Origin of the sequence: Streptomyces sp. NPDC012835 (assembly GCF_042900885.1) — a bacterium.
Lineage (GTDB): Bacteria > Actinomycetota > Actinomycetes > Streptomycetales > Streptomycetaceae > Streptomyces.
Window position 1 is genome coordinate 34,404 of record NZ_JBIBBW010000001.1, and the last position, 24,917, is coordinate 59,320.

At 73.3% G+C, this 24,917-nt stretch carries 21 protein-coding genes and 2 pseudogenes; 18 read left to right on the top strand and 5 right to left on the bottom strand.

Annotated features, from left to right (window positions below; genetic code table 11):
• Window positions 1-27 precede the first annotated feature (27 nt).
• On the bottom strand, window positions 28-495 hold the full coding sequence (locus tag ACFY6S_RS00175) for a MarR family winged helix-turn-helix transcriptional regulator (protein ID WP_388829058.1): 468 nt from the start codon (window positions 493-495) through the stop codon (window positions 28-30).
• 242 nt (window positions 496-737) lie between these two features.
• On the opposite strand from ACFY6S_RS00175, the gene ACFY6S_RS00180 reads away from it, so the two are divergent.
• From ACFY6S_RS00180 to pcaD, 7 genes and pseudogenes are all read left to right on the top strand, one after another.
• Window positions 738-1,493 (top strand): CoA transferase subunit A, encoded by a 756-nt coding sequence (locus ACFY6S_RS00180; protein WP_388829055.1) that lies wholly within the window; start codon window positions 738-740, stop codon window positions 1,491-1,493.
• Window positions 1,493-2,137, top strand: coding sequence for a 3-oxoacid CoA-transferase subunit B (locus ACFY6S_RS00185; RefSeq protein ID WP_388829052.1), 645 nt, complete (start codon window positions 1,493-1,495; stop codon window positions 2,135-2,137). Before ACFY6S_RS00180 ends, ACFY6S_RS00185 begins: the two co-directional genes overlap by 1 nt.
• Window positions 2,137-3,348: a thiolase family protein gene (locus ACFY6S_RS00190; protein ID WP_388829049.1), complete on the top strand. Its 1,212-nt coding sequence runs from the start codon at window positions 2,137-2,139 to the stop codon at window positions 3,346-3,348. Before ACFY6S_RS00185 ends, ACFY6S_RS00190 begins: the two co-directional genes overlap by 1 nt.
• Window positions 3,349-3,471: 123 nt before the next feature.
• The gene (pcaH, locus tag ACFY6S_RS00195) at window positions 3,472-4,242 is read left to right on the top strand and encodes a protocatechuate 3,4-dioxygenase subunit beta (protein WP_388829046.1); all 771 of its coding nucleotides are present in this window, start codon (window positions 3,472-3,474) and stop codon (window positions 4,240-4,242) included.
• Window positions 4,242-4,799, top strand: a complete 558-nt coding sequence (gene pcaG, locus ACFY6S_RS00200) for a protocatechuate 3,4-dioxygenase subunit alpha (RefSeq protein ID WP_388829043.1) — start codon at window positions 4,242-4,244, stop codon at window positions 4,797-4,799. The genes pcaH and pcaG overlap by 1 nt, the downstream gene beginning before the upstream one ends.
• Before the next feature lie 86 nt (window positions 4,800-4,885).
• Window positions 4,886-6,202 carry a 3-carboxy-cis,cis-muconate cycloisomerase gene (pcaB, locus tag ACFY6S_RS00205; RefSeq protein ID WP_388829183.1) on the top strand — a complete coding sequence of 439 codons (1,317 nt, stop codon included), beginning with the start codon at window positions 4,886-4,888 and terminating at the stop codon, window positions 6,200-6,202.
• 17 nt (window positions 6,203-6,219) lie between these two features.
• Window positions 6,220-7,059 (top strand): annotated as a pseudogene (pcaD, locus tag ACFY6S_RS00210) (3-oxoadipate enol-lactonase); the annotation flags it as partial.
• A 13-nt stretch (window positions 7,060-7,072) separates the two neighbouring features.
• Here the strand turns inward: pcaD and ACFY6S_RS00215 are convergent.
• From ACFY6S_RS00215 to ACFY6S_RS00225, 3 genes are all read right to left on the bottom strand, one after another.
• On the bottom strand, window positions 7,073-8,260 hold the full coding sequence (locus ACFY6S_RS00215) for a 4-hydroxybenzoate 3-monooxygenase (RefSeq protein ID WP_388829040.1): 1,188 nt from the start codon (window positions 8,258-8,260) through the stop codon (window positions 7,073-7,075).
• Window positions 8,261-8,366: 106 nt separating this feature from the next.
• Window positions 8,367-9,707: a Gfo/Idh/MocA family protein gene (locus tag ACFY6S_RS00220; RefSeq protein ID WP_388829037.1), complete on the bottom strand. Its 1,341-nt coding sequence runs from the start codon at window positions 9,705-9,707 to the stop codon at window positions 8,367-8,369.
• A 246-nt stretch (window positions 9,708-9,953) separates the two neighbouring features.
• Window positions 9,954-10,958 (bottom strand): LacI family DNA-binding transcriptional regulator, encoded by a 1,005-nt coding sequence (locus ACFY6S_RS00225; protein ID WP_388829035.1) that lies wholly within the window; start codon window positions 10,956-10,958, stop codon window positions 9,954-9,956.
• A 134-nt stretch (window positions 10,959-11,092) separates the two neighbouring features.
• Here ACFY6S_RS00225 and ACFY6S_RS00230 point away from each other — a divergent pair, with 134 nt between their 5' ends.
• The 11 genes and pseudogenes from ACFY6S_RS00230 (at window position 11,093) to ACFY6S_RS00280 (ending at window position 21,629) form a co-directional block, all read left to right on the top strand.
• Window positions 11,093-12,211 (top strand): Gfo/Idh/MocA family protein, encoded by a 1,119-nt coding sequence (locus ACFY6S_RS00230; RefSeq protein ID WP_388829032.1) that lies wholly within the window; start codon window positions 11,093-11,095, stop codon window positions 12,209-12,211.
• On the top strand, window positions 12,208-13,131 hold the full coding sequence (locus ACFY6S_RS00235; protein ID WP_388829029.1) for a PmoA family protein: 924 nt from the start codon (window positions 12,208-12,210) through the stop codon (window positions 13,129-13,131). Before ACFY6S_RS00230 ends, ACFY6S_RS00235 begins: the two co-directional genes overlap by 4 nt.
• Window positions 13,125-13,871 (top strand): cupin, encoded by a 747-nt coding sequence (locus ACFY6S_RS00240; RefSeq protein WP_388829026.1) that lies wholly within the window; start codon window positions 13,125-13,127, stop codon window positions 13,869-13,871. Before ACFY6S_RS00235 ends, ACFY6S_RS00240 begins: the two co-directional genes overlap by 7 nt.
• A gap of 99 nt (window positions 13,872-13,970) precedes the next feature.
• Window positions 13,971-15,254: an ABC transporter substrate-binding protein gene (locus ACFY6S_RS00245; protein WP_388829023.1), complete on the top strand. Its 1,284-nt coding sequence runs from the start codon at window positions 13,971-13,973 to the stop codon at window positions 15,252-15,254.
• The gene (locus ACFY6S_RS00250; protein ID WP_388829020.1) at window positions 15,255-16,196 is read left to right on the top strand and encodes a carbohydrate ABC transporter permease; all 942 of its coding nucleotides are present in this window, start codon (window positions 15,255-15,257) and stop codon (window positions 16,194-16,196) included.
• Complete coding sequence (locus ACFY6S_RS00255) at window positions 16,193-17,092, top strand: carbohydrate ABC transporter permease (protein ID WP_388829017.1); 900 nt, start codon at window positions 16,193-16,195, stop codon at window positions 17,090-17,092. The genes ACFY6S_RS00250 and ACFY6S_RS00255 overlap by 4 nt, the downstream gene beginning before the upstream one ends.
• Complete coding sequence (locus tag ACFY6S_RS00260; protein WP_388829014.1) at window positions 17,089-17,727, top strand: hypothetical protein; 639 nt, start codon at window positions 17,089-17,091, stop codon at window positions 17,725-17,727. Before ACFY6S_RS00255 ends, ACFY6S_RS00260 begins: the two co-directional genes overlap by 4 nt.
• Window positions 17,728-17,794: 67 nt before the next feature.
• A pseudogene (locus ACFY6S_RS00265) lies at window positions 17,795-18,396 on the top strand (lysyl oxidase family protein); the annotation flags it as partial.
• A gap of 432 nt (window positions 18,397-18,828) precedes the next feature.
• Entirely contained in the window at window positions 18,829-19,695 is an 867-nt protein-coding gene (locus ACFY6S_RS00270; protein ID WP_388829011.1) for an ABC transporter permease, read from the top strand.
• A gap of 67 nt (window positions 19,696-19,762) precedes the next feature.
• On the top strand, window positions 19,763-20,818 hold the full coding sequence (locus ACFY6S_RS00275; protein WP_388829008.1) for an ABC transporter substrate-binding protein: 1,056 nt from the start codon (window positions 19,763-19,765) through the stop codon (window positions 20,816-20,818).
• Window positions 20,802-21,629: an ABC transporter ATP-binding protein gene (locus ACFY6S_RS00280; RefSeq protein ID WP_388829006.1), complete on the top strand. Its 828-nt coding sequence runs from the start codon at window positions 20,802-20,804 to the stop codon at window positions 21,627-21,629. The genes ACFY6S_RS00275 and ACFY6S_RS00280 overlap by 17 nt, the downstream gene beginning before the upstream one ends.
• 62 nt (window positions 21,630-21,691) lie before the next feature.
• Here ACFY6S_RS00280 and ACFY6S_RS00285 read toward each other — a convergent pair whose 3' ends face one another.
• Entirely contained in the window at window positions 21,692-24,556 is a 2,865-nt protein-coding gene (locus tag ACFY6S_RS00285) for a glycoside hydrolase family 3 C-terminal domain-containing protein (RefSeq protein WP_388829003.1), read from the bottom strand.
• Window positions 24,557-24,917: the final 361 nt, after the last annotated feature.

Below are 24,917 nucleotides of genomic sequence, written 5' to 3' on the forward strand. Positions count from 1 at the left end.
GGGGCGGTGACGGTGGGAAGGCGCCGGTCAGCCGCCGGTCGTGGTGGCCGGCCGGCCGGGGGTCCGGAGTGTCTCCGCGGCGTCGGAGACCCGGCGCAGCAGATCGAGGAGGACGCGCTGTTCGTCGGCGGAGAGGGGGCCGAGGAAGACCTGGTTCATCCGGGCCGTGCGCACGGTCAGTCTGCGGTGGGTGCGGTCGCCCTCGTCGGTGAGGCGCAGCAGGAAGCGGCGGCCGTCCCGGGGGGCGCGGGTCTTGGCGAGCAGGCCCCGGCGCTCCAGTCTGCTGATGACCTCGGCGGTGGTCGAGCGGTCCAGGCCCACGCGGTCGCCGACGGTGCGCTGGTCGAGGCCGGGTTCGGCGACGAGGGCGTTGAGGACGGCGTACTGGGGGGAGGTGATGTCCTCGGAGACCATGGCGTTCCACAGGAGGTGGTGTGCCTGCTGGAGGCGCCGGGCCAGATGCCCGGGATGTGTGGTCAGGTCCACCGCCGTCATGCGTGTTTCTCGTTCCCGTCCGTCGAGGCGATCCGTGTGTGTACTGATCGATCGTCCCCCGCGCAGGTCCGGTTGTCGAGCGTGCGTACCGTCATCTCCCTTCTGTGCGTGGGGTATTGACGGGATTACGGGCTGGTGGCAGCGTGAGCGCGGCCTCGCCGGAACAGTCAGTGTGCTGACCGTCTCGGCACAGGCGGCGGCTCGTCGAGGGGCGCGGAGTGCCCGGGAGGGGGATCTCACGCATGGACAAGGTGGTCGCCACCGCCGTCGAGGCGGTGGCGGATGTCCGGGACGGGTCGTCGCTGGCCGTGGGCGGGTTCGGGTTGAGCGGTGTGCCGGACGCATTGATCAAGGCGTTGCACCGGCTCGGGGCCGGCCGCCTCGACGTGGTGTCCAACAACTGCGGTGCGCTGGGGTCGGGGCTGGCGCTGCTGCTGGCGGCCGGGCGCATCGCCCGGGTGACCGGCTCGTACATCGGGGCGAACAAGGAGTTCGCCCGGCAGTATCTGGCCGGTGAGATCGAGGTCGAGATGATTCCGCAGGGCACGCTGGCCGAACGGCTGCGGGCCGGCGGTTGCGGTATCCCCGCGTTCTACACGCCGGCGGGTGTGGGCACCCAGGTCGCCGAGGGCGGGGTGCCCTGGCGTTACGACGGGCGGGGCGGCGTGGTGGTCGCCTCGCCACCCAAGGAGGTGCGCGAGTTCGACGGTACGCCGTACGTCCTGGAGCGCTCCATCCGGACCGATTTCGCGCTGGTGCGCGCCGCGCGGGGCGACCGGCACGGCAATCTCGTCTTCAACAGGTCGAGCCGCAACTTCAACCCGTTGGCCGCGATGGCGGGGCGGGTGACCGTGGCCGAGGTGGAGGAGCTGGTGGAGCCGGGGGCGATCGATCCGGACGCGGTGCATCTGCCCGGCATCTTCGTCCAGCGCGTCGTCGCGCTCACCCCAGAGCAGGCCGCCGACAAGCGGGTCGAGAAGAGGACGGTGACCGGCTGATGGCCTGGACGAGGCCGGAGATGGCCGCTCGCGCGGCGCGTGAACTGCCCGACGGGAGTTACGTCAATCTCGGGATCGGGCTGCCGACGCTGATACCCAACTTCCTGCCGGACGGCGTGGAGGTGGTCCTGGAGTCGGAGAACGGCGTCCTCGGGGTCGGCCCCTACCCCCGCGAGGACGAGGTCGATCCCGATCTGATCAACGCGGGCAAGGAGACCGTCACCGTGCTGCCGGGCGCTTCCTTCTTCGACTCGTCGCTCTCCTTCGGGATGATCCGCGGCGGCCATGTCGACGTGGCGGTGCTGGGTGCGATGCAGGTCTCCGCGCGGGGCGATCTGGCCAACTGGGCGGTGCCGGGCCGGATGATCACCGGGATCGGCGGCGCGATGGACCTGGTGCACGGCGCCCGTACGGTGATCGCCGTGATGACCCACACGGCCGGGGACGGCGGTGCGAAGATCCTCCGGGAGTGCACCCTTCCGCTCACCGGCAGGGCGTGTGTGAACCGGATCGTCACCGACCTCGGCGTCCTCGACGTCACCCCGGACGGTCTGGTGCTGATGGAGTGCGCGCCGGGCGTACCGGCCGCCGAGGTCGCCCGCAGAACCGCCGCGAGAATACGTGTCGCCGAAGGAGTCAACTGATGCCGCAGTCCCGTGAGGTCTTTGTCGTCGATGCCGTGCGCACCCCGATCGGCAAGTACGCCGGAGGGCTCGGGAGCGTACGGCCGGACGATCTGGGCGCCCACGCGATCCGCGCGCTGCTCGACCGCACCCCCGGGCTGGACCCGGCGCTGATCGGCGATGTGTACTTCGGCAACGCCAACGGCGCGGGCGAGGAGAACCGTAACGTCGGCCGGATGGCCGGGCTGCTCGCCGGGCTGCCGGTGTCCGTGCCCGGTGTCACCGTCAACCGGCTGTGCGCCTCCGGTCTGGAGGCGGTCGTCCAGGCGGCGCGGGCCATCGCGCTCGGGGACCTCTCGGTCGCCGTGGCGGGCGGTGTCGAGTCGATGACCCGCGCCCCCTATGTGCTGCCGAAGAGCGACCGCGCCTTCCCGGCCGGGCACCCGGAGATGTTCTCCACCACACTGGGCTGGCGCATGGTCAACCCGCGGATGGAGCCCCAGTGGACCGTGCCGCTCGGGGAGAGCGCCGAACTCGTCGCGGAGAAGCACGGGATCAGCCGCGAGCGGCAGGACGCGTTCGCGCTGGACAGTCACCGCAAGGCGGCACGGGCCTGGCGGGAGGGCCTGTTCGACGCCGAGGTGGTGTCGGTCCCGGTGGAGCGGCGCAAGGGCGGCCCGGTCCTCTTCGACCAGGACGAGTGCGTACGGTCCGACGCGTCGGCGCAGGCGCTGGCCGCACTGCGGCCGGCGTTCCGGGAGAGCGGCGGAACGGTCACGGCGGGCAGTTCCTCGCCGCTGAACGACGGAGCGGCGGCCCTGCTGCTGACCGACGAGGCGGGGCTCAGGGAGACGGGCCGTGAGCCGCTCGCCCGGATCTCGGCGTCCGGTGTGGCCGCGCGGGAACCGCACTACTTCGGGCTGGCGCCCGTCGACGCCGTGAACCGCGCCCTGACGAAGGCGGGCCGCGACTTCGGCGAGCTGGCGACCCTGGAGCTCAACGAGGCGTTCGCCGCGCAGGTGCTCGGCTGTGTCGCCGAGTGGCCGGACCTCGATCCGGGGATCCTCAACCCGCGCGGCGGCGCCATCGCCCTCGGCCATCCGCTCGGCGCTTCCGGGGCCCGGCTCGCCGGGACGGTCGCCCACCAGCTGGCGGCGCGGGGCTCGGGGACCGGAGTGGCCGCCCTCTGTATCGGCGTGGGCCAGGGTCTCGCCCTCGTGCTCGAACGCTGACCGCGCGCCCGTCGCCGCCGTGACAGCCGCCGGCGCCGCTCGTGCGCCCGACCGCGCGTACCCCGGACCGCTCGGGGCGCCGGACCGCCCGTGCCCACGTCCCCTCACTCATGGAGCCGTCCCATGACCATGTCCCCGGCCCTGCCCGACGGGCTCAGTCAGGACGAGATCGACCACGCGGTCGCCCGGGCGCGGGCCGCTTCGCGCGGCGGGCACCATCCGCCGCGCGACTTCCCCCCGTACCGCGGCACCCGGCTGCGCCATCCCGAGCGGCCCCTGATACCCCTGCGCGACCCCGAGGCGGTGGAACTGACGGGGCCCGCGTTCGGCGTCACGGACATCACCGCCCTGGACAGCGATCTGACCGCCCACCATCCGGGCGCGCCGCTGGGCGAGCGGATCACCGTCACCGGCCGGGTGGTGGACCGCTCCGGGCGGCCGGTGCGCGGGCAGCTCGTGGAGCTGTGGCAGGCCAACGCCGCCGGGCGGTACGCCCATCGGCTCGACCGGCATCCGGCGCCGCTGGACCCCAACTTCACCGGTTTCGGGCGGTGTCTGACCGACGACGGGGGCGGCTACGCCTTCACGACCATCAGGCCGGGCGCGTATCCGTGGCGCAACCACGTCAACGCGTGGCGCCCCGCGCATCTGCACTTCTCGCTGTTCGGCACCGCGTTCGCGCAGCGGCTGGTCACCCAGATGTACTTTCCCGGCGACCCGGTCGTCCCGTACGACCCGGTTCTCCAGTCGGTGTCCGACGCCGCGGCGCGCGAGCGGCTGATCGCGACGTACGACCACGCCCTGTCCGTGCCCGAACGGTCCCTCGGCTACCGATGGGACATCGTCCTGGACGGACCGTCCGCGACCCTCTTCGAGGAAGGACAGGACCGCTGATGTCCCTCGCGCCCACCCCCTCCCAGACCGTCGGCCCGTTCTACGGCTACGCGCTGCCCTTCGCGGGCGGCGGTGACGTCGCCCCGGCCGGCCATCCCGACGCCCTCACCCTGCACGGGTACGTCCTCGACGGCGCGGGCGATCCGGTGCCCGACGCGCTGGTGGAGACCTGGCAGCCGGCGCCCGACGGCTCGCGCGCCGGCCGGCCCGGGTCGCTGCGGCGCGATCCGGTCGACGGGCGGGTCATCGGCCGCGACGGGGTCTCCTTCACCGGCTTCGCGCGGGTGCCCACGGACGCGGACGGCCATTGGGCGGTGCGTACGCTGCCGCCCGGCGGTGTTCCGTACATCGCGGTCGCGGTCTTCGCCCGGGGGCTGCTGCGCCATCTGTACACGCGTGCCTATCTGACGGGGGCGAGCGACCCCCTGCTCGATGCGCTGGAACCGGACCGCCGCGCCACCCTGCTGGCCGCCGCCGATCCGGGTGCGCCGGGCGCTTTCCGGTTCGACATCCGCCTTCAGGGCGAAGGGGAAACGGTCTTTCTGGAGTTCTCGTGAGCGGCGGCGGCCCGTTCGGCGCAGAGCCGTTCGGCACCGGGTCGCTCGAAGCCGGATCGCCCTGCGCCGGGTCGCTCGACGCCGGGTTGCTCGCACCCGGGCGGGCGGGCACCCGCGCCGAGGCCACCACCGACGACCGGGCGTTCCTCCAGGCGATGCTGGACGCGGAGGCCGCGCTCACCCGCGCGCTGGCCGGTCTGGGGCTGGCGCCGCTGCGAGCGGCGGGCGAGGTGACCAGGGCGGCCGACGCCGCCGGATACGACCCGCGCTCCCTCGCGCTGCGCGGCCGCGAGAGCGGCAATCCCGTGATCCCGCTGGTCGCGGAGCTCACCGCGGCCGTACCGCCCGAGGCCGCGCCCCACGTCCACCGGGGCGCGACCAGCCAGGACATCCTGGACACGGCGGCCATGCTGGTGGCCGCGCGGACGCTCGGCGTGGTGCTGGCGGACCTCGGCCGCGCCGAACGCTCGCTGGCCCGGCTCGCGGCGGCGCACCGGGACACGGTGATGCCGGGGCGCACCCTCACCCAGCACGCGGTGCCGACGACGTTCGGCCTCAAGGCGGCGGGCTGGCGGAGCCTGGTGCTGGACGCCCGCGACCGGCTGCGAGCGGTACGCGGCTCGCTCCCCGTCCAACTGGGCGGCGCGGCGGGCACCTTGGCCGCCTTCGAGGCGTACGGCGCGGACGGGCCCGCGCTGACCGGGGCCTTCGCGCGGGAACTCGGCCTGGCGGAGCCGGTGCTGCCCTGGCACACCCTGCGCACCCCCGTCGCCGATCTCGCGGGCGCGCTCGCCTTCACGGCGGGCGCGCTCGGCAAGACGGCGGCCGATGTGCTGGTCCTGGCGCGCACCGAGATCGCGGAGCTGTCCGAGAGCGCCGGCGGGCCGTCCTCCGCGATGCCGCACAAGTCCAACCCGGTCCGTGCCACGCTGATCGCCGCCGCGGCGCGCCGGGCCCCCGCCCAGGCGGCCACGCTCTACGCGTCGATGGCCGCCGAGGACGAACGGCCCGCCGGCGCCTGGCACGCCGAGTGGGAACCCCTGCGCGACCTGCTGCGGCTGGTCGGGGGCGCCGCGCACGACGCGGCTGAGCTGTGCGGCGGCCTGCGGGTCCACCCGGAGGTGATGGCCGCGCATCTGCGTCTCACCCACGGACTGCTGGTCTCCGAGCGGCTGGCCGCCATGCTCGCCCCGCGTCTGGGCCGCGCCCGCGCCGACGCCCTGGTGACGGAGGCGGCGCGCCGCGCGGTCGGCGAGGGGCGGCCGCTCGGGGAGATCCTCGCAGCGGAGCCGGAGCTCGCGGACCTGGGCGACGAGACCCTCGATCCGGCCCGGTCGGCCGATCCCACCCACTACACCGGGGCCGCCGGAGCCCTCACCGACCGGGCCCTGGAGCGGTCGTGACGCCACCGGACCCCGCGCTGCCGCACCATCGCGAGGAGGGACCCGACAGCGCTCCCCCGCTGCTGCTCGGGCCGTCCCTGGGCACCACCACCGCCCTGTGGGACGCGGTCGCCTCCGAACTGTCGGCCGCGCACCGGGTGGTGCGCTGGGATCTGCCCGGTCACGGCGGCTCCCCGGCGGAGCTGATCGCCCCCGGCGCGAGCGTCGCCGACCTGGCGGACCTCGTGCTGGCGCTGGCCGACTCGCTCGGGCTCGGCCGGTTCGCGTACGCGGGGGTGTCGCTCGGCGGCGCGGTGGGGCTGCACCTGGCCGCCCACTTCCCCGAGCGGGTGGCGAGCCTCGCCGTCGTCTGCTCGTCGGCGCGCTTCGGCCCGCCGGGGCCGTGGGAGGAGCGGGCCGCGCGGATACGGCGCGAGGGCATGGAGGCCATCGCGCGGGCGGCGCCGGCGCGCTGGTTCACGCCCGGCTTCAATGTGCCGGGCCTGGTCGACGGGGTACGGAGCGTCGATCCGGCCGGCTACGCGGCGTGCTGCGACGCGCTGGCCGCTTACGACCTGCGGGAACTCCTCCCGGTGATCCGCGTCCCCGTACTGGCCGTCGCGGGCCGCGAGGACCCGGTGACCCCGCCGGCGCACGCCCGGGAGATCGCCGGAGCGGTTCCGGGCGCCGGCCTCGTGGAGCTGGCGGGCGCCTCGCACCTGGCGCCCGCGGAGCGGCCGGGGGCCGTGGCGGGCGTGCTGCGGGCGCACTTCGCTGAGGGCACGGCCGGGGGCACGGAGGGTGCGCCGTAACGCACGCGGCGGTCTCCGCCCGGACCGGGCGCGGGCCGGACCACTGTGTTCACCGACCGGTTCCGGTGTGTCCGGGCCGTCAGTCCGACGGCGGTCCCACGTAGTTCTCGGCCAGTTCGGCGCGGGCGGCGCGGGACTCGGCGATCCGCTCCAGCCGGGAGACCTGGAGCCGGGCGTCGAAGTCCGTTCCGCCGGGGTCGGTGTGGAGCATGGTGGTCAGCGAGTACGAGAACTCCTGGGCGCGCCGGACGCGGTCGAGGCGGCTGTCCGAGTAGGCGGCCAGCAGCCGGTCCGAACCGTCCGCGTACCGCGCGGCGAACGCCCTGCCCAGCGCGGTGACGTCGCCCGCCGCGAGGTTGAGCCCCTTGGCGCCGGTCGGCGGGACGATGTGCGCGGCGTCGCCCGCCAGGAAGACGCTCCCGTACCGCATCGGCACGGTGACGGAGCCCCGCATCGGCAGGACCGACTTCTGGGTGATGGGCCCGCGCCGGAGCCTCCAGTCGCCCTCGACGGCGAATCGGTTGTCCAGCTCGTCCCAGATCCGCTCGTCGCTCCAGGCTTCGGGGTCCGTTCCGTTCGCCACCTGGAGGTAGAGACGCGAGACGGTGGTGGAGCGCAGGGAGTGCAGCGCGAAGCCGCGCGGTGAGCGCGCGTAGATCAACTCGTCGCAGGAGGGCGGGACATCGGCCAGCACACCCAGCCAGGAGTACGGGTGGAGCCGCTCGTACGTGGTGCGCGCGGCGGCGGGCACCGCGGCCCGCACGATGCCGTGGAAGCCGTCGCAGCCGACCAGGTAGTCGCAGGCCAGCGTCCGTTCCCGGCCCCGGTCGCGGTAGTGCACGACGGGGCGGTCGGTGTCCGCGCCGGTGACGGCGACGGCCGGGGCGGCGAAGGCGAGCGGGACTCCGGCCGCGAGATCGAGCGCGATCAGGTCCTTGACCACCTCGGTCTGCGCGTACACCCACACCCGGCGGCCGCCGGTCAGGGACGGGAAGTCGACCCGGTACGCGCGGCGGTTCCAGCGCAGCTCGATCCCCTCGTGCGCGAGGCCCTCACGGTCCAGCCGCTCGGCGGCGCCGCAGCCGCGCAGGACGTCCACGGTGGCCTGTTCCAGGATTCCGGCGCGCTGGCGCTGTTCGACGTACTCCCTCTCCCGGCTCTCCAGGACGACGCAGTCGACGCCGGCCCGGTGCAGCAGCCGGGCCAGCAGCAGACCGGCCGGGCCGGCTCCGACGATGCCCACGCGGGTACGGGAGGGAAGCCGCATGCGTGCGCTCCTTCTTCCGGTCCGGGGAAGAACAGGTCCGTTCCGCAGTGTGCGCCCGTGTGCGCCCGGTGAAACATCACGCGGGCGGGCGGACGCGGAGGCGGGGTCAGATGTCCAGGACGTCCCCGGCCCTGACCGGCAGGCCGGTGACGAAGGACTCGTTCGCGGCGAGGCCGGTGACCAGCGAGCGGGCCCCGTCGGTGGCGTCCGCCGCGCGGCCCAGGGCATCCGTCGCGCCGGGGGCCCGCTCGCCGAAGAGGTCGGCGAGCATTCGGGCGTCGCCGCCGCCGTGGCCGCCCTCGCCGGTGGTGACCTTCACTTCCACCGGCTCCTCCCAGAACCGGCGCAGCGTCAGTTCCGTTCGTCCCGCCGCGTCCCCGACGGCGGCGCCGTGCATCACCGCGCTCGCGCCCGCGCCACGGGCGGCGGGCCGCGTCCAGGTCGACTCCTCGACCAGCAGTTCGAGACGGCCCTCGCTGCCGTTGAACGCGATCCGGTATCCCTCCCAGGGCGCGTACGCGGTGAGGTGGTAGGTCAGGGTGGCACCGGAGGCGTAGCGCACCAGGACGGCCATGTCGTCCTCGATGCTCACGCCGGGGCCGAACACGTTCTGGTCGCGGTGGTAGCCGTCCTCGGCCTCGGCGTCGAGGTACAGCTCGGTCAGTACGGCGGAGTCCGCCAGGTGGACGGCGAAGGGGTCGTCCGCGGCGGCCGGGGAGCCGTGCGCGCGGGTGTAGTCGCGGGCCAGACCTCGGCGCCGGCCGGCCTCGTCCCCGTAGAAGAACAGCCCGCCCTGGGCGAACACCGTCTCGGGGGCCGTGTCCAGCCACCAGTTGACCAGGTCGAAGTGGTGCGTGGCCTTGTGCACCATCAGGCCGCCGGAGTTGGCCTTGTCGCGGTGCCAGCGGCGGAAGTAGTCGGCGCCGTGCCGCAGATCGAGCAGCCACTCGAAGTGCACCGAGCCGACCTCGCCGATCCGGCCCGCCGCGAGGATCTCCCGTACGGCGGCGTGCACCGGGTTGTAGCGGTAGTTGAAGGCCACCCGCACCTCGCGGCCGGTGCGCCGCCGGGCGTCCAGGATGCGGCGGGCGCGCGCGGCGTCCGTGGTCATCGGCTTCTCGGTCACCACGTCGCAGCCGGCCTCCAGGGCCCGCACGATGTAGTCGTCGTGGGTGCGGTCCACGCCGCACACGACGACGAGGTCGACGCGCTCGCGGCGCAGCATCTCGTCGAACCGCCCGGCGGGGTAGGCGGGTACGGGCGGACGGCCCGGCCGGGCGGCGGAGATCCAGCCGTTGTGGACGGTCATGCGGTGCGTGTTGACGTCGCAGAGGCCGACCAGTTCGGCACGGTCCGCGTACGGTCCGCCGAGCGCCTCGGTGTAGAGCCGGGCCCGGGCGCCCAGCCCTACGACGGCGCAGCGGCGGGGTGCGGTGTCGGGGGGCATACGGGAGCTCCGATCGGTGGACGGGCAGCGGTACGGCGCTGCTGAATGACGGTCGGTGCGGCAACGATTGCATGCCGCACGGGGATCGACAAGAGGCCGCCGGCGCCTATGTAATTACATTTGATCCGGGAGTTTTCATTGACTGGGATATGGCTGCGGGCGTAGCTTCCCGGCCAGTTGGAAACAGACTGGCAACGTTTGCAGCCGCCTGTCGCGTGTCGAGTGAAAGGCCGAGATGTGCCGAGGTCAGCCGCGTTCGAGGGCGGCCGTCGACCCCCGTACCACCAAGTGGGTCGGCAGCACCCGCTGAAGGGGCGGCGCGCCGTCGACGGCGGGTGTGCCCAGCATGCGGAAGAGCAGATCGACGGCGGCCCTGGAACCGTGCGACTTCGGGACCGAGACGGTGGTGAGGGGCGGCGCGGCCATGCCCGACAGGGCGATGTCGTCGCAGCCGACCACGCTCATCTCGTCCGGCACCCGGACGCCGCGCGCGGTGAAGCGGCTGATCAGCCCGAAGGCGACGATGTCGTTGAAGGCCACCACCGCGCTCGCCCCGCTGGCCAGCACCACGTCGGCGGCTCCGGTGATCCCGCCGTCGAAGTGCGGGGCGACGCTGCCCACACGGACGATGTCGAGCAGACCGGATGCGGCCACCGCCTCGATTCCGGCGGCGCGTTCCTTCGCGGCCCAGGTGGAGCGCGGGCCGCCCACGTAGGCGACCCGGCGGTGGCCGAGCGCGTGCAGATGCGTCAGCGCGTCGGTCATTCCCTCCGTCAGGTCCGCGGTGACGCTGGCGAAGCCGGGCTCCTTGCGGTGCAGCAGCACGATCGGCTTGTCGGTGAGCCCGGGCAGGGAGGCCAGTTCCTCGCTGCTCAGGTGCGGCGAGCAGAGCAGGATGCCGTCGACCTGGGGGGCGAGGGTGCGGATCGCGTCGAGCTCCAGGCCCTCGTCGCGCTCGGCGTCGCTGACGAAGACCGCGTGGCCGAGCCCCCGGGCCCGGGCCTGCACCCCTTTGCAGATATCCGCGAAGAACGGGTTCAGCAGGTCGGGGACGATCAGGCCCAGATGGCCGGTCCGCCCGGTGATCAGACCGCGCGCGGCGGGGTTGGGCTGATAGCCGAGCCGGTCGGCGGCGGCCCTGACCCGCTCCCGGGTCAGCGCGCTGACCGTGCCGCCGGCCGCCAGCGCCCGCGACACGGTGGACGGGGAGACCCCCGCCGCCTTGGCCACCTCACGAATCGTCACCTGCACGCCCCGAGGTTGGCACCCCGGCCCACCGGCGTCAATGAAGATCGCGCGAAGCCGCACCGGCCGCGGGCCGCGCCCGGTCCTCCCGGCCGTCCCGCATCCCACGTCGCCTCAACCGTCTCCGAGGAGCGCCGTATATGCCACGCCAGTCCGACCGTCTCCGCGCCGCCGTCGTCGGGACAGGTGCCATCGTCACCGGCAGCCATCTGCCGGCCCTGACGGCCCACTCCGACCGGGTCGAGCTGGTCGCGGCCGTCGATGTGGATCCGGGCCGGCTGGACGCGTTCCGCGCCACGGCGGCCGCCGCCGGGTCCGAGGTGGCCGGGTACGACGACCTGGGGGCCATGCTCGACGCCGTACGCCCCGATCTGGTGCTCATCGGCACCCCTCCGTCGCTGCACCGCGCGCAGACCGTCGCCGCGTTGAAGGCGGGCGCCTGGGTGCTGTGCGAGAAGCCGCTCTGTCTCACGCTCGCCGAGTACGACGAGACAGCGGCGGTCGAGCGGGCGTCGGGCGCGTACGCCTCCGTGATCTTCCAGCACCGCTACGGCTCGGGGGCCACCCACGCCGCGGCGCTGCTGGCGAGCGGGGAGCTGGGCGCCCCGCTGGTGGCGCACTGCCAGACGACCTGGCACCGGGACGCCGCCTACTACGCGGTGCCGTGGCGCGGCCGGTGGGCCACCGAGGGCGGCGGCCCCACGATGGGGCACGGCATCCACCAGTACGATCTGCTGCTGCATCTGCTCGGCGAGTGGACCGAGGTGCGGGCCATGGCGTCCCGGCTGGTCCACGACACCGAGAGCGAGGACGTCTCGACCGCCCTGGTGCGGTTCGCGAACGGCGCGCTGGCCACCGTCGTCAACAGCGTCCTGTCCCCGGACGAGGTCAGCCGCATCCGGGTCGACTGCGCCGAGGCGACGGTCGAGCTGACCCATCTCTACGGCCACACCAACCAGGACTGGACGTACACCCCGGCCCCGCACGTCGCGCCGGAGCGGGCGCGGGCCTGGCGCTCCCCCGCCGCGGACGTGCCCAGTTCGCACACCGCGCAGCTCGGCGCGGTCCTCGACGCGCGGGAGGCGGGGGCGCGTCCGCCGGGGAGCGGTCCCGCGGCCCGCTCCACCCTCGAATTCGCCGCCGCCCTCTACAAGGCGGCCTTCACCGGGCGGCCCGTGCACGCGGGCGAGATCGCGCCCGGGGACCCCTACTACACGGCCATGCACGGCGACCACCCGGACTGGAGCCCCCAGCGATGACGATCCAGGTCACCCACACCCACGGCGAGGACATCACGGTGCGCTCCGGCGGCGTCGAGCTGCTGCGTTACGTGTACCGGCCCGACCCCGAGGCGTTCGAGGCGCGCAAGCCGTACATCCATCCGCTGCGCACCCTCGGCGGGCGGCGGGTCAGCGGCTACCGGCCGAACGACCACCGCTGGCACAAGGGTCTGCAGATGACCGCGAGCCATCTGTCGGGGCAGAACTTCTGGGGCGGCAACTCCTATGTGCACGGCGAGGGTTATCTGGCCCTGCCCGAGCGGGTCGGCTCGATGCGCCACGACTCCTTCCCCGTCCTCGCGGTGGAGGACGACCGGTTCTCCCTCGCCGAGGAGCTGACCTGGGTGGCCAACGGCGGTCAGGAGTGGGCGCGCGAGGAGCGTGGCATCACGGTCCACTCGGTCGACGAGGCGGCCGGTGCCTGGGCCCTGGACTGGTCGATCCGGCTCACCAACCTCCGCGCGGAACCGCTGCGTTTCGGCTCGCCGACCACGGCGGGCCGGGAGATGGCCGGCTACACGGGGCTCCAGTGGCGCGGCCCGCGCGACTTCACCGGGGGGACGGTGTTCGGGCCGCAGGACCCGGCGCGGCCGGAGTACGGGCTGATGGGCACGCGCGGGCCCTGGCTCGCCTACACCGCCGAGCACGACGACGTCGACGCGCACTCCACCCTCGTCTTCGCGCACGCGCCCGAGGGCGAGGAGGGCAGCGCGGCGCACGTCTCGCACTGGTTCGTACGGGCGGAGCCGATCCCGACCGTCGCGTTCTCCTGGGCGTTCTTCGAGGAGTTCGCGCTGGAGCCGGGCGACTCGTTCGCCTACCGCTACCGGCTGGTCGTCGCGGACGGCGCCTGGGACCGGGACCGGGTCGGCGCGCACCTCAAGGGGCTGGCATGGTGAGCCTGCCGCACCCGCTTCCGGGCGCCGTCGGACTGTCGCATCTGAGCGCCTACGACTGGGAGGCGGCCGACGGGGTGTGCGGCGGATCGCCGCATCTGCACCTGGTGTGCACCGAGGCGTACGTGGTGACCGGCGGCCGGGGCGCGGTGCAGACCCTGAGCCCCGACGGCTACCGGGAGACGCCGCTGGAGGCCGGATCGGTCGCCTGGTTCACCCCGGGCACCGTGCACCGGATGGTGCAGGGGGGCGGGTTGCGGATCACCGTACTGATGCAGAACAGCGGGCTGCCCGAGGCGGGCGACGCGGTCTTCACCTTCCCGCCCGGCCATCTCGACGATCCGGAGCGGTACGCGGCCGCCGCGGCGCTGCCGGCGGCGTCCGGCCCGGAGGCGGAGGCCGCCGCGCGGCGCCGCCGGGATCTCGCGGTGGAGGGCTACTCGGTCCTGCGCGAGGCGCTCGAAGCGGGCGAGAGCGGTCCGTATCTCGACTTCCAGCGCGCCGCGGCCCGGCTGGTGCGGGCGAAGGTCCCCGCCTGGCGTGAGCTGTGGCGCGCCGGGGCGCTGGCCGCGGCCGAGCGCACCGGCGCTCAGCTCGATGCCCTGGAGGCGGGCGCGCCCGGCTATCTGACCGGTTCCGGCGTGTACGGGGCCGTTCCCACGCGGCGGGGCGGCTACGGCATGTGCGGGCGGCGCGACGAGTACACACTGCCCGGCACCACGCTCCCCGTTCCCGACGCGTAGCGCCATCAGTCGTGCCCGGCGGGGGCGCCACCCGTCACCGCGCTCCGGCGCGTCAGCACCTGCCACTGTCGACCTACCGAGAGGAGAGGTGAGTTCAGCATGCCCGGACACAGGACGAAGAGGTCCTGCGCGCTACTGGTGACCCTCACGCTCAGTGCCCTGCTCACCGCCTGCGGCGGTTCCGGCGACACGAGCGGGGGCGGCGACCGGGTCACCCTGCGCTTCACCTGGTGGGGCAACCCCGACCGGGCGGCCCGTACCGACCGGGCCGTCGCGCTGTTCGAGAAGAAGCACCCCGGGATCGACGTGCAGACGTCCTTCGCCGGCTACGACGCGTACAAGCAGAAGCTCGCCACCCAGGCGGCCGGCGGTGACGCCCCCGATGTCATGCAGCTCGACTACCGGATGATCGACCAGTACGCCTCGGGCGGGGTCCTGCTCGATCTGGGCGAGCGGTCGGCGGAGCTGAGCACCGAAGCGATCGACAAGGGGCTGCTGGCCGCGGGCCGGCTGGGCGGAACGCAGTACGCGATCCCGATGGCCCGGGGCACCATGACCGTCGCGTACGACGCGAAGCGGTGGAAGGCCACCGGGGTGGCCCTGCCGCGGGCCGGCTGGACCTGGGACGAGTGGGCCGACAGCGTGCGCGAGGTGGCACATGAGAGCGGCGGGCCCGGCTCCGTCGATCCCGGGCAGAGCGAGGACTGCTTCGAGGTGTGGCTGCGCGGCCGGGGCAAGTCCCTGTACACCGCGGACGGCGGGCTCGGCTTCACCGCCGACGACCTGACACGCTGGTGGACCTTTACCGACGGGCTGCGGCGCGAGGGGGCGGTCTCCCCCGCCGAGCAGACGACCCAGCTCGACGGATCGGTGGAGAACACCCCGCTCGGGCGTGGCAGGGCCGTCTCCGACTTCAACTGGGACGCGCCGGCCAGCGGCTTCCAGGACCTCGTCGGGGCGGGGCTGACGCTGGCGCCGATGCCGGTGGGGCAGGACGGCACTCCGGGGCAGTACTTCAAGCCGGCGATGTTCATCGGCGCGGGGGCGAGCACCTCGCATCCCGAGGAGGCGGCCGTGCTCATCGACTTCATGACCAACGACAAGGAGGCGGCGAAGATCCTCGGCGCGACCCGGGGCATCCCGGTCAACGAGCCGATCCGCGGGGACCTGGTCCCCGGCCTCGAAGGCTTCGACTCGACGGTCGCCGCGTACCAGTCCTCGGTGGAGGGCACCCTCAACGCCCCGCCGCAGGCGCCGCCCTCGGGCGACAACGCGCTCCAGAACACCTTCAGCCGCGACTACGACCAGGTGTCGTTCGGGCGGATGTCGCCGCGCGAGGCGGCCGAGAGCTACGTCACCGAGGCGAAGGCGGAGCTGAGGTAGATGACCACCACCGACATACCCGCGGCCCCGGCGCGCGAGGCGCGCGACACTCCGGGGAAGAAGCGCGGCGGACGCCGCCGTGAGGGCGCGGCCTGGGTGTTCCTCTCCCCCTGGGTGCTGGGCGCGAGCGTGCTGACGCTGCTGCCGATGGCCGTGTCGCTGTATCTGTCGTTCACGGACTACGACATGTTCAACGCGCCGCGCTGGGTGGGGGCGCGCAACTACGTCCAGATGTTCACCGAGGACCCCCGCTACTGGCGCTCGGTCGGCTCGACCCTCACCTATGTGGTGATCGCCGTACCGCTGCAACTGGCGGTCGCGCTGGCCGTCGCGGTCGCGCTGAAGTCCATGCGGCGCGGCAAGGCGTTCTACCGGTCGGCGTTCTACGCGCCCTCGCTGCTCGGCGCTTCGATGTCGATCGCGCTGGTCTGGCGGGCGATCTTCAACGACGGCGGTACGGTCGACAACCTGCTGGGCACGGGCGGCTGGGTCAACCGGCCCGGCTGGGCGATGCTGGCCGTGGCACTGCTGACGGTGTGGCAGTTCGGCGCGCCCATGGTGATCTTCCTGGCGGGGCTCCAGCAGATCCCCGGCGAGCTGTACGAGGCGGCCGCGGTCGACGGGGCGAGCCGGTGGCGGCAGTTCCTGTCCATCACCCTGCCGATGCTCTCGCCCGTGGTCTTCTTCAACCTCGTCCTCCAGACCATCCAGGCGTTCCAGGTCTTCACCCCGGCCTTCGCGGTCAGCGCGGGCAAGGGCGGACCGGCCGACTCGACGCTGTTCTACACGCTCTATCTCTACGACCGAGGCTTCGTCGCGTCCCACATGGGCTACGCCTCCGCCATGGCCTGGGTGTTGCTGCTGGCCATCGGCGCGGTCACCGCGGTGCTGTTCCGCACCTCGCGCTCCTGGGTCTTCTACGCCGATGAGGAGGGCCGATGACCACCGTCCCGCCCACCGGGACCGCCCCGCGCGCCGGGGGTCCCGCCGCCGCGGACCGGCGGCCCGTGCCGTGGCGCCGGGTGGCGCTGCACGTCGGCGCCCTGGCCGTGCTCGCGGTGATGCTGTATCCGCTGGCCTGGCTGCTGGCGACGTCGCTCAAGCCCGCCGAGGAGGTCATCGCCAGCCTGAACCTGCTGCCCGGCCGGCTGGAGTGGTCGAACTACACGACCGCCCTGGACGGGGTGAACGGGGTGAGCGTCTGGCAGCTGCTGACCAATTCGCTGCTGATCGCCGGCGGCGCCGTCCTCGGGAACGTCCTGAGCTGCTCCCTGGCGGCCTACGCGTTCGCCCGGCTGCGTTTCCGCTTCCGGGGGCCGCTGTTCGGCTTCATGATCGCGACGATCATGCTCCCGCACCACGCGGTGCTGATCCCGCAGTACATCATCTTCAACCAGCTGGGCATGGTGAACACCTACTGGCCACTGATCCTGCCGAAGTTCCTGGCGACCGAGGCGTTCTTCGTCTTCCTCATCGTGCAGTTCATGCGGGGGCTGCCCCGGGAGCTGGAGGAGGCGGGGCGGATCGACGGCTGCGGCCCGTTCCGGAGCTTCTTCTCCATCATCCTGCCGCTCACCAGGCCGGCGCTGATCACCACGGCGATCTTCACCTTCATCTGGACCTGGAACGACTTCTTCACCCAGCTCATCTACCTCTTCTCGCCGGAGAAGTTCACCCTGACGCTGGCACTGCGCTCGTTCGTGGACGCGTCCAGCCAGTCGGCGTTCGGTCCGATGTTCGCGATGTCGGTGATCGCGCTGCTGCCGATCGTGCTGTTCTTCCTCGCCTTCCAGCGGTTCCTGGTCGAGGGCATGGCCAGCTCGGGGGTGAAGGGATGAGCGCGGCGCGCACCCGGGAGCCGGGCGAGATATTCGGGCCGCGCACCACCCTGTTCGCCGATGTGCTGAGCATCGGTGTCATGACGGCGCTGGTCTGTCTGCCGCTGGTCACCGTCCCGGCGGCGCTCTCCACCGCCTGTGCGGTGCTGCGCGGCGCCCGGCACAACCGGCCGGTGACCGCGGGGCGTTATCTCGCGCTGCTGCGCCGCAGGCCGCCGGCGCGCGATCTGGTCGCGGGGGTCGCCGCGCTGGCCGGGGCGCTGCTGCTCGCGGCGGACCTGGCGCTCGCCGGGGCGGGGCTGCCGGGGGCGCGGGCCTTCTCGGTGGTGGCCGCGCTGGTGGGGGCAGCCGCGCTGGTGGTCGCGTTGCGGGCGTGCGCGCGTCCCGAGTCGGTGTCCGACTGGCGCGGGGCGGTGCGGCGGGCGGCCGGTGACGCCGTACGCGATCCGGGCGGCAGCGCGCTGGTGCTGGCCGCGCTGGCGGCGGCCGTGCTGTGCGCGTGGATGATGCTCCCGCTCGCGTTCCTGGCACCGGGCCCGCTGGCGCTCGCGCTCACCGCGGTCGACGTACGGGATGCGGGAGCGGACCGGCGGCGGGGAGCTGTCCTTCGAGACGACGGAGTACGCCGTCGGTGACGGCCGGATCGCCTTCGGTCCGGGCAACGGCAAGGGCGGCGGGCCCGGGCGTCCGCCGGTGGCTTGATCTTCCTCTCCAGCGCCCATTTTTCGGAGAATTTGGGCGCCTTGGGACGGCTTCCGCAGTCCCGGCGAGGACCTGATGGACGCCTCCCCGTACTTCCACGACGCCCGGGGCAAGCAGGTCGGATACGCGCCCGCGGGCACCATGGAGTGGGACGCGCGGGTGGGGCACGAGCACTGGCACTTCACCGATTTCGCCAGCTACCGGCTGCTCGGCGCCGACCGGAAAGAGGTCGTGCGCGGCGGCAAGGAGGCGTTCTGTCTCGCCGACACCGACGCCATCGACTACACGGTGAAGAACGCCAACCGGCACCCGGACAACACGGATCTGTCGACCGCCCGCGGAGGGGAGAACTCGCTCTCCGTGCGGGAGGTGCTCGACGTCGGCTCCGGTGACACCTGCACGCAGTACCGTCCCGGCCAGTCCTTCGAGATCACCGATCTGCCCAACGGCACGTACGACATCGAGGTGATCGCCAACCCCGGAACCGGCTCCACGAGACGGATCTCGGCAACAACATCGCGCTGCGCCGGGTCGTCCTGAGCGGTGAGCCCGGCGCCCGTACGGTGACGGTGCCCCCGCACCACCTGGTCGACGCTCCCTGATCGTCACGCGGACCCGGATTCCCACGAGTTGACCGAGGAGGCGCCGAGGCGCCGCGACGGTGGACGCGGGTGTCCGCCGGCTGTCGAGCCGGCGGACACCCGCGTCGCCGTGGCCGGCGGCGGAGCGCGCGGGTGAGATGTCTCAAGGTGTGGTGACGTGCTGGTGCCGGCCACACGGGTGTGCTAAAAATCCTCCCGTGACAGGCGATCGTTTTCTGGTGGAGTGTCTCCACATCGATCTGTGCCGCGTGACCAGCGCCTCTTGTTGAGCCTGCCGCGGCGCTCCTGAGCGCCCCCCGCTTCCCGCTCCTTCCTCGCTTCCCGCCTTCCCCCTTTTGACCACGCGCGCGAACGCGCGGTGTTCCGGACGCCCTCGCGGGCCCGTACCGGCACCTGCGGGCGCGGGTGTGTCATGTCCCCGACGGAGCACCCATGTCGACGACCTCGCTGTCCGCCGAACCGCGCGCCACCGCCCCTCCCCCGGCCGGCCGGGCCGGCTCCACGGCCCGCCGGGACCTGGTGCGCCGGATCGGCCTGCGGCTGCTGGCACTTGTCGTGCTGCTCGCCCTGTGGCAGTCGGTGGTCGCGCTGCGGCTCTGGTCGCCGCTGCTGGTCCCGCCGCCCTCCGCCGTGCTCCACGCGCTGGTGGAGACCTCCGGTACCCATCATGACGGTGTCCGCGGATATCAGGGACACACCCTGATCGAGCATCTGGGCGTCAGTCTGCGCCGGATCGGTGTCGGGGCCGGGCTGGGCGTGCTGGCCGGGCTGGTCACCGGCGTGCTGATGGGCACACTGCCATGGGTGCGGGTCGTGCTCGAACCGGCGGTCGCCTTCCTGCGGACACTGCCGCCGCTGGCCTACTTCAGTCTGCTCATCATCTGGTTCGGCATCGACGAGGCCCCGAAGCTCTGGCTGCTCGCCATCGCCGCGCTGCCCCCGGTGGCCGTGGCCACCGCCTCGGCGGTGGCCTCCGCGCCGGCCCCGCTGGTGGAGGCGGCGCGAGCGATCGGTGCCCGGCGTACGCAGGTGATCGGCGCGGTCGTCCTGCCGTCCGCGCTGCCCGAGATCCTCATCGGGGTACGGCTCTCGTTCGGCATCGCCTACTCGTCGGTGGTCGCCGCGGAGACGGTGAACGGTCTGCCGGGGATCGGCGGGATGATCCGGGACGCGCAGCGCTACAACCAGTCGGACATCGTCGTCCTCGGCCTCCTCGCGATCGGGATCTCCGGCCTGCTCATCGACGGGGTGCTGCGGGCCCTGGAACACCGGCTGGCGCCCTGGCGGGGCCGCGGCTGACCGACCGTCCCCCCTTCCCGTTCGTCCCTGTCGTTCCGCTCCGCCCTCTCTACCGAAGGACTCCCTCATGTCCGCACCACGCGGTATGCGCCGCGCACTCCCCCTGATCGCGGCACTGGCCGCTCTGCTCACCGTGAGCGCCTGCGGATCGGGCGGCACGACGGGCGGTGGACCGGGAGGCGACGGCAGGACGATCAGGATCGCCTACCAGTCGTTCCCCAGCGGCGACCTGATCGTGAAGGACCAGGGGTGGCTGGAGAAGGCGCTGCCCGAATACACCGTCAAGTGGACGAAGTTCGACTCGGGGGCCAGTATCAACACGGCGTTCGTGGCGGAGTCGGTCGATCTGGCCGCCATCGGCTCCAGCCCGGTCGCGCGCGGGCTCTCCGCGCCGCTGAACATCCCGTACCAGGTCACCTGGGTCCTGGATGTCGCCGGTGACAACGAGGCCCTGGTCGCCCGCGAGGGAGCCGGGATATCGAGTGTGAAGGACCTGGCGGGGCACAAGGTGGCCACGCCGTTCAGCTCGACCTCGCACTACAGCCTGCTCGCCGCGCTGGACCGGGCGGGGGTGGCACCGTCGAAGGTCCAGCTGCTGGATCTCGAACCGCAGGACATCCTGGCCGCCTGGACCCGCGGCGACATCGACGCCGCGTATGTCTGGCTGCCGACCCTGGACGAGCTGAAGAAGTCCGGGAAGACCCTGGTGACCAGCCGTGAGCTGGCCGCCTCGGGCAAGCCGACCCTCGATCTCGGGGTGGCCGCCACGTCCTTCGTCACGGCGCATCCGCAGGCCGTCGCCGCCTGGCGGAAGGCGCAGGCGCGGGCGCTCGACCTGATCCACGACGATCCGGACGCCGCGTCGGCCGCCGTCGGCAGGCAGTTGGGCATCAGCCCGAAGGAGGCGGCGGCGCAGCTCGAACAGGGGATCTTCCTGGCCCCCGCCGACCAGGCGAGCGCCACCTGGCTGGGCCGGCCGGGCCGGGCCGGCGGGCTGGCGGAGAATCTGCGCAGCGCCGCCGAGTTCCTCGTCGACCAGAAGCAGATCGACGCCGCGCCGGATCTGAAGTCCCTGGAGAAGTCGGTCTACGTGGAGGGGCTCGACGATGACGTCAAGAACTGACGCTCCGTCAACCGGCCTGCGGGGCGGCGTGGAAGCCTCCCGTTCCGGTACGGCCGTCTCCGTGCGGGACGTCACGCACCGGTACGGCCGGGGCGCCGACGAGGTGACCGCGCTGGGGCCGTTGTCGCTGGAGGTTCCGGCGGGTGAGTTCCTGGTGCTCGTCGGCCCGTCGGGATGCGGGAAGAGCACACTGCTGCGGCTGATCGCCGGGTTCGAGCGGGCCTCGTCCGGCCGGGTCACCGTGGCCGGCGAGCCGCCCGAGCCGGGCCGCCGGGCCGGGGTCGTCTTCCAGCAGCCGAGGCTGTTCCCGTGGCGTACGGTCGGTGACAACATCGGGCTGGCGCTGCGCTACGCGGGAGTGCCACGCGCCGAGCGGGCGGAGCGGATCGAGGCGCTGCTGGAGCGGGTGGACCTCGCGGGCGTGGCGGACCGCCGCGTCTGGCAGATCTCGGGCGGTCAGCAGCAGCGGGTGGCGATCGCCCGGGCGCTGGCCGGTGAGAAGGAACTCCTCCTGCTGGACGAGCCGTTCGCGGCGCTGGACGCGCTGACGCGCGAGCGGTTGCAGGAGGATCTGCGCCGGGTGGGCGCGGAGACCGGGTCCACGGCGGTGTTCGTCACCCACAGTGTGGACGAGGCCGTGTTCCTCGGGACCCGCGCGGTCGTGCTCAGCGCCCGGCCGGGCGCCGTGGTGCTCGACATCCCGATCCCGCTGCCCAGGACCGGAACCGATCCCGACACGTTGCGCGGTCTGCCGCAGTACGCGGCGCTGCGGGCCGAGATCGGCGCGGCGGTGCGCGGCGCCGCCCGCTGACCACGCTCCCGGCGCGGGGAGGGCCGGGACTCCGGGACTCCCCGCGCCGGGGCTCTCCCCGGTCAGGCCCGGAACTCCAGCCGGGCGAGCCGTACGGTGCCGCGCAGCGCGACATGGAGGTCGCGCACGCCGGAGAGGCGGATGTCCGCCCGCAAGGTGGTGTAGTCGTACGGTCCGCCCGCGCCGGCCGGGATCGCGAAGGAGGCCACCCGGGCGCCTCCGGGCAGCGAGAGCGTGACGGTCCCGGCGCCCGACACCTCGATCCCCGCGGCGCGGGCGCCGTCGCCGAAGTCGCAGTCGCGGAAGACCAGTCGGCCCGTCCCGGCGCCGTCGGGGGTGACCGCGTCGCCCGCCGCCTTCGTCAGGTCGACGATCGCGGTGCCGGACTGTTCGTCGTAGTCGGCGGCGGACAGCCCCTTCGTCAGAACGGGCCTGGCCCTCGGCTCGCTCCCCGCCAGGGTGAGTTCGGCGCTGCGGCGGATGTCCGCGCTGGAGGCCGCCGCTTCGAACACGTACGGCCCGCCGGGTACGGTCCACTCCCCGTGCGCCACGTCGTGGTGGCCGAGCGCTGCCGTCGGTACGGACAGTTCGACCGTACGGGATGCGCCCGGCGCCAGCGGGACGCGTGCGTGTCCGACGAGGCGTCGGTGCGGGGCGCGGACCCGCGGGTGGGCCTCGCGCGCGTACAGCTGCACGACCTCGTCGGCGGCGCGCGCGCCGGTGTTGGTGACGGTGATCCGGGCGCGCACGGTGGACCCGGCGGGTCCGTCCGGCAGGTCCACCGTCAGGCCGTCGTAGCCGAAGGCGGTGTACGACAGGCCGTGGCCGAAGGGGTAGAGCGGGGTGCCCTCGAAGTAGAGATAGGTCTGCCGCGATCCGATGATGTCGTAGTCGAGCAGCCCGGCCGGACCGGTGTCGTCCGCGTACCAGGTCTGCGGGAGCCTCCCCGCCGGGGACACGTCCCCGGCCAGCACCCGGGCGAGGGCGGTGCCCGCCGCCTGCCCGCCGTGCGCGGTCCACAGCAGCGCCGGGAGCGCGGCGTGCGCGTCGGGTACGGCGTACGGGTAGGACGAGGTGAGGACGAGCGCGGTGCGCGGATTGGCGGCGTGGGCGGCCCGCCACAGCCGGTCCTGGTGGCCGGGCAGGGCGAGCGTCTCGCGGTCCTCGGTCTCGCGGCCCGCCAGGTGCGGGTCGTTGCCCGCCACCACGACGACCACCTCGGCGTCGGCCGCCGCGCGGGCCACGGCCTCCTCGCCGCGCTCGACGACGACGATCTCGAAGGGCTCCCCGCTCTCGGCAACCTTCAGGCCGTCAGCGGCGACTGACACGTACCGGCCGGTTCCCAGGTGCAGCAGGAGGTGTCCCCGGTCATGACGTTCGAGCCGGAAGGACTCCTGGACCACCCAGCCGCCGGGCTGGTCGGCCGAGGCGCGCACCCGGCCGTCCTCGGCGACCGACAGATAGCGGCCGTCGGGCGCGCGCAGGGTGAGCAGTCCGTTCCCCCAGTCGATCAGGGCCAGTTCGCTCGCGGCGGCCGGATCGTCCGTGCGGGTCAGCGGCGGCAGATCGGTACGGCCCGCGAGCAGCGCCGGGTCGAGCGAGCCCTCCTGGGCCGGGGCTCCGGCGCCCGTGTCCCCGGCCGGGGCAGGGACCCGGATCCACTCGCCCGCCGAGGTCCTCAGCTTCACCCGGTCGGCGCCTTCCGCGAAGACGACCCGGTCCGCGCCGAACCGCTCGCGCACTCCGTCGAGGGGGGTGGATCGGTGGATCAGGGTGCCGCTGTACCAGTCGAGTTTGCACTCGTCGGCGAGGAGTCCGACCACCGCGATCCGGCCGCCGGGGGCCAGCGGCAGCAGGCCGTCGTTCTTGAGGAGGACGACGGCCTGTTCGGCGGCCTCCCGGGCGAGCGCCCGGTGGCCGGGGGTGTCCCAGCCGCCGTCGGCCGTGATGCCGGCGTAGGGGTCGAGTCCCGGATCGAACTCGCCGAGCGAGAAGCGGACGGTGAGCTGGCGCCGTACCGCCGTGTCGATGTCGTCCTCCCCGATCAGCCCCCGGGCCAGTGCGCCCCTGACGCGGGCGGTCATGACGGTCGGGTCGGTGCCGTGGTCGGTGAAGCTGTCCACGCCCGCGCGCAGGGACGCGGCGGTGGCCTCCTCGTGGGTGTCGAAGTACGCCTCGGAGTCGGTGAGGTTGCTCGGCGCGCCGGCGTCGGAGCAGACCAGCAGTTCCTGCCGCGTCCAGGTGCGCAACTGCTCGCGCAGATACGGGGAGAGATGGTTGGGTCGCCCGTTGACCAGGTTGTACGCGGGCATGACGCCGGCCACGGCGCCCGCCTCGACGGCCGCGCGGAAGGCGAGCAGATCGTACTCGTGCAGGACGCGGGGGCTGACCGAGGAGGACGTGGTGGACCGGTCGGTCTCGTTGTTGTGCGCGAGCCAGTGCTTGAGCACGGGTGCGGTGCGCCAGTAGTCGGGGTGGTCGCCGCGCAGCCCCCGGGTGTAGGCGACGGCGATGGCGGAGGTGAGGGCGGGGTCCTCCGCGTACCCCTCCTCGTTCCGTCCCCACAGCGGGTTGCGCAGCAGATTCACCGTGGGCGCCCAGACGTTGAGGCCGACCCGGTCGTCGCGGGAGCGCATGGCGCGCGCCTCGGTGGAGACCGCCTCGCCGACCCGGCGCACCAGGTCCGCGTTCCAGGTCGCGCCGAGTCCGACCGCCTGGGGGAAGACGGTGGCGGGGCCCATCCAGGCCACTCCGTGCAGCGCCTCCTGTCCGGTGCGGAAGGCGGCGACGCCGAGGCGTTCCACGGCGGGGGCGAACTGGTGGAGCAGGGCGGTCTTCTCGTCGAGGGTCAGCCGCGCGAGCAGGTCGTCGACACGGGCGCCGCGCGGAAGCCGCGGGTCGCGGAAGGGCGGCTGGTCTGCGGTCACGGGGCTTCCCCTTGCACGAGTTCGGGTGGAGCCCGGACGGGCTCGCGGGTGTCCCGGCCGGTGGAGGTGGCTTCCGCCGACCTTTCGAAGCGCTTCGATGCTCCGAGTCTCCTCGCCGGGTGTCAAGACGTCCCGAGGGACCAGTACGGATCCGCCGTCACGGGTCAATGCCCCTGCTCCTTCGGTGTGTTGACGTACGACGCACCGGCAGTAAGGAATCTTGGAATCGACTCTTGTGCCTCCGGAGGCGTTCATTTAACCTCGCAGCAACATCGAAGCGCTTCGACAGATCACGGCCGGTTCAGCAGTGGCTGATTCCCGTCACACCCGCACCGGATCAGTCGGTCAGGCCGGTTACCCG

Coding starts and splice junctions, on each gene's coding strand:
- ACFY6S_RS00175 (WP_388829058.1), bottom strand. CDS start 495: ATGACGGCGGTGGACCTGACCACACATCCCGGGCATCTGGCCCGGCGC.
- ACFY6S_RS00180 (WP_388829055.1), top strand. CDS start 738: ATGGACAAGGTGGTCGCCACCGCCGTCGAGGCGGTGGCGGATGTCCGG.
- ACFY6S_RS00185 (WP_388829052.1), top strand. CDS start 1,493: ATGGCCTGGACGAGGCCGGAGATGGCCGCTCGCGCGGCGCGTGAACTG.
- ACFY6S_RS00190 (WP_388829049.1), top strand. CDS start 2,137: ATGCCGCAGTCCCGTGAGGTCTTTGTCGTCGATGCCGTGCGCACCCCG.
- pcaH (WP_388829046.1), top strand. CDS start 3,472: ATGACCATGTCCCCGGCCCTGCCCGACGGGCTCAGTCAGGACGAGATC.
- pcaG (WP_388829043.1), top strand. CDS start 4,242: ATGTCCCTCGCGCCCACCCCCTCCCAGACCGTCGGCCCGTTCTACGGC.
- ACFY6S_RS00215 (WP_388829040.1), bottom strand. CDS start 8,260: ATGCGGCTTCCCTCCCGTACCCGCGTGGGCATCGTCGGAGCCGGCCCG.
- ACFY6S_RS00220 (WP_388829037.1), bottom strand. CDS start 9,707: ATGCCCCCCGACACCGCACCCCGCCGCTGCGCCGTCGTAGGGCTGGGC.
- ACFY6S_RS00230 (WP_388829032.1), top strand. CDS start 11,093: ATGCCACGCCAGTCCGACCGTCTCCGCGCCGCCGTCGTCGGGACAGGT.
- ACFY6S_RS00235 (WP_388829029.1), top strand. CDS start 12,208: ATGACGATCCAGGTCACCCACACCCACGGCGAGGACATCACGGTGCGC.
- ACFY6S_RS00240 (WP_388829026.1), top strand. CDS start 13,125: ATGGTGAGCCTGCCGCACCCGCTTCCGGGCGCCGTCGGACTGTCGCAT.
- ACFY6S_RS00245 (WP_388829023.1), top strand. CDS start 13,971: ATGCCCGGACACAGGACGAAGAGGTCCTGCGCGCTACTGGTGACCCTC.
- ACFY6S_RS00250 (WP_388829020.1), top strand. CDS start 15,255: ATGACCACCACCGACATACCCGCGGCCCCGGCGCGCGAGGCGCGCGAC.
- ACFY6S_RS00255 (WP_388829017.1), top strand. CDS start 16,193: ATGACCACCGTCCCGCCCACCGGGACCGCCCCGCGCGCCGGGGGTCCC.
- ACFY6S_RS00260 (WP_388829014.1), top strand. CDS start 17,089: ATGAGCGCGGCGCGCACCCGGGAGCCGGGCGAGATATTCGGGCCGCGC.
- ACFY6S_RS00270 (WP_388829011.1), top strand. CDS start 18,829: ATGTCGACGACCTCGCTGTCCGCCGAACCGCGCGCCACCGCCCCTCCC.
- ACFY6S_RS00275 (WP_388829008.1), top strand. CDS start 19,763: ATGTCCGCACCACGCGGTATGCGCCGCGCACTCCCCCTGATCGCGGCA.
- ACFY6S_RS00280 (WP_388829006.1), top strand. CDS start 20,802: ATGACGTCAAGAACTGACGCTCCGTCAACCGGCCTGCGGGGCGGCGTG.